The 2929-nt window shown below is 70.6% G+C and carries 2 protein-coding genes; both read right to left on the bottom strand.

Going from position 1 to position 2929, the window contains the following annotated elements; genetic code table 11:
* A partial coding sequence (locus tag CA984_RS43410; RefSeq protein WP_086579094.1) for a PTS transporter subunit EIIC occupies positions 1 to 1327 on the bottom strand: 1327 nt, incomplete at its 3' end.
* A 246-nt stretch (positions 1328 to 1573) separates the two neighbouring features.
* Entirely contained in the window at positions 1574 to 2914 is a 1341-nt protein-coding gene (locus CA984_RS43415; protein ID WP_086579093.1) for a PTS transporter subunit EIIC, read from the bottom strand.
* Positions 2915 to 2929: the final 15 nt, after the last annotated feature.

Here is a 2929-nt window from a genome sequence, read left to right on the forward strand (position 1 = left end):
GTGGGGGGCCGGTGGCGGCCGTGCCCGGCGGGGTGTCGGCGTCCTCCTGCTCGCGGCCCGGGGTGGCCAGGTTCAGCTTCCTGATCAGGATGGTGAACAGCAGGTAGTAGACGACGAAGTAGATCAGGCCGAAGACGATGATCAGGCCTACCCGGTGGGTGTTGGACTTGCCCGCGTTGAGGAGCATGTCGATGGCGCCCCCGGAGAAGGTGAACCCGAGCCGGGCCCCCAGCTCGGCCATCAGGGCCATCGACAGTCCGGTGAGGAGCGCGTGCACCACGAACAGCACGGGCGCCACGAAGATGAAGGCGAACTCCAGCGGCTCGGTGATGCCGGTCACGAACGAGGTGAGACCGGCCGACAGCATGATGCCGCCGACGGTCGCGCGCTTGCCGTGCGGAGCCGCCTGCCACATCGCGATGGCGGCGCCGAGCAGGCCGAACATCATCACCGGGAAGAAGCCGGTCATGAAGATCCCGGCCCCGTCCTGGCCGGCGAAGTAGCAGTTCAGGTCGCCGGAGGCGTTCCTGGTCGCTCCGTCGACCCCGGCCCGGCACTCGGGGAGGGTGAACCAGACGATCGTGTTCAGGAAGTGGTGCAGGCCGATCGGGATGAGCAGGCGGTTGGCCACGCCGTAGACGCCCGCGCCCACGGTGCCGTGGGCGGCCAGCCAGTCTCCCACGGTGGCCAGCCAGTCGCCGACCGGCCGCCAGAGCAGGCCGAAGATCACCCCGAGGAGCAGGGCGGCGACGGCGGTGACGATCGGGACGGATCGTCGTCCGCCGAAGAAGGCGAGCCAGGAGGGGAGCTTGACCCGGTAGTAGCGCTGCCAGAGCAGGGCGGCGGTGATGCCGATGACGATGCCGCCCAGGACCCCGGTGGGGTTCTGCACGCCGAGGTTGAGCAGGGGCATGGGGCGTCCGTCGGGGCCCACGACGTTCAGCGCGATCTTCTTGTAGACCTCGGAGGCGGGGGAGGCGGTGAAGAACAGGGTCTTGCTGACCCGGTCGAAGACCAGGTAGCCGACCACCGCCGCGAGCGCGGTGGAGCCGTCGGCCTTGCGGGCGAACCCGATGGCGACGCCGACCGCGAACAGCAGTGGCAGGTTGTCGAACAGGGCGCCGCCGGCGGCGGCGAAGACGGCGGCGACCTGGTCGAGGAAGGCGTTGTCCGTCCGGCCGAGGAGGTCCTCCTGGCCGAATCTGAGCAGCAGGCCGGCGGCGGGCAGTACCGCGATCGGCATCATCAGCGAGCGCCCGACGCGCTGGAGTATCGCGAAGACCGACGACCCGATCGAAGGGCCGCGTTCCACGGCTGCCGTGCCCATCCCCGAACCCCCTGCGTGCCGCGCCGTACAGGGGGATGCTTGGTATCTACCACCCGGCCCCGTGAATACACGGTTCCCGACCACGCGGGCGCGATCCCGCTGTCAGGAACGGACAGTCGTCGACGCGCCGCCGGAGCGCCGGGGGCGGGGCGCGGGGCCGGACGCCGCGGTCCCGGAGACGGCGGGACGCCCGCCCCGGTGTCCCGGCGGGGAGGGATCCCGCGGGCGTCTGGGTTCCCGGACGGGTCAGGCCGGTCTGGCGGGGGGCGCGGTGGCGGGCTCGCCGGAGTCGACGTCGGGCTCGGGCTCCCGGCCCGGGGTCATGATGTTCAGCTTCCTGATCAGGAAGCTGAACACGGTGTAGTAGACCGCCGCGTAGACGAGGCCCATCACGATGATGATCGGGACGCCCTGGGCGTTGGGGGCGGTGCCGTACAGGACGAGGTCGATCAGCCCGGAGGAGAAGCTGAAGGCGAGCTTGGCGCCCAGGGCGGAGGCGATCGCCAGGGAGAGGCCGGTCAGGACGATGTGCACCACGAACAGGACCGGGGCCACGAAGATGAAGGCGAACTCGATCGGCTCGGTGATCCCGGTGAGGAACGCGGTGAGCGCGGCGGAGATCATGATCGAGCCGACCGCGGTGCGGCGGTGCGGCGGCGCGGCCCGCCAGATGGCGATCGCCGCGGCGGGCAGGCCGAACATGAGGATCGGGTAGAGGCCGGCTTCGAAACCGCCGTAGCCCATGGCGCCGTTGTTGAAGCAGACCAGGTCGCCGGCGAGCTGCTTGCCGTCGACCACGCACTCCGGCACCTGGGTCCAGACCACGTTGTTGACGATGTGGTGCAGGCCCAGCGGGAGCAGCGCGCGGTTGACCATGCCGTAGACCCCGGCGCCGATCGTGCTGTTCTCGGCGAGCCAGGCGCCGAAGGCGCGGAGCCAGTTGCCGATGATCGGCCAGATGAAGCCGAAGAACACGCCGAGGACCAGCCCGGCGAAGGCGGTGAGGATCGGCACCAGGCGGCGCCCGCCGAAGAAGGCCAGCCAGGTGGGCAGCTTGGTGCGGTAGTAGCGCTGCCACAGCAGCGCGGAGACGAGGCCCATGACGATGCCGCCGAGCACCCGGGTCGGGTTCTGCGCCCCGAGGTTGAGCGCCACCTCCGGGACGCCCGGGTTGGCGGGGTCGAACAGCCGGCTGGAGATCGAGTCCTTCAGCCGGTCGTCGAAGAGGTTGAAGAACATGGTCATGCTGACCGCGTGGAAGACCAGGTAGCCGACGAGCGCGGCCAGTGCGGTGGAGCCGTCGGCCTTGCGGGCGAACCCGATGGCGACGCCGATCGCGAACAGGATGGGCAGGTTGTCGAAGAGCGTGCCGCCCGCGATGCCGAGGACGTGGGCGACGTCGTCGAGCAGGGGGCTGTCGGTCCGGCCCACGAGGTCGTCCTTGCCGAGCCGGAGCAGCAGGCCCGCGGCCGGCAGGACCGCGATCGGCAGCATGAGGGAGCGGCCCAGACGCTGGAGCACGCTCATCACGGCGGATCCGGCCGAGGGCGGGGCGGGGGGACCCGCGTCCGCTGAGGTGGAACTCATCGGACTTTCCTCCAG

Source organism: Streptosporangium minutum (assembly GCF_002149035.1).
Classification (GTDB): Bacteria; Actinomycetota; Actinomycetes; order Streptosporangiales; family Streptosporangiaceae; genus Streptosporangium; species Streptosporangium minutum.

Excerpts from the sequence above, each read along its gene's own strand:
- CA984_RS43415 (WP_086579093.1), bottom strand. The coding sequence starts at position 2,914 with ATGAGTTCCACCTCAGCGGACGCGGGTCCCCCCGCCCCGCCCTCGGCC.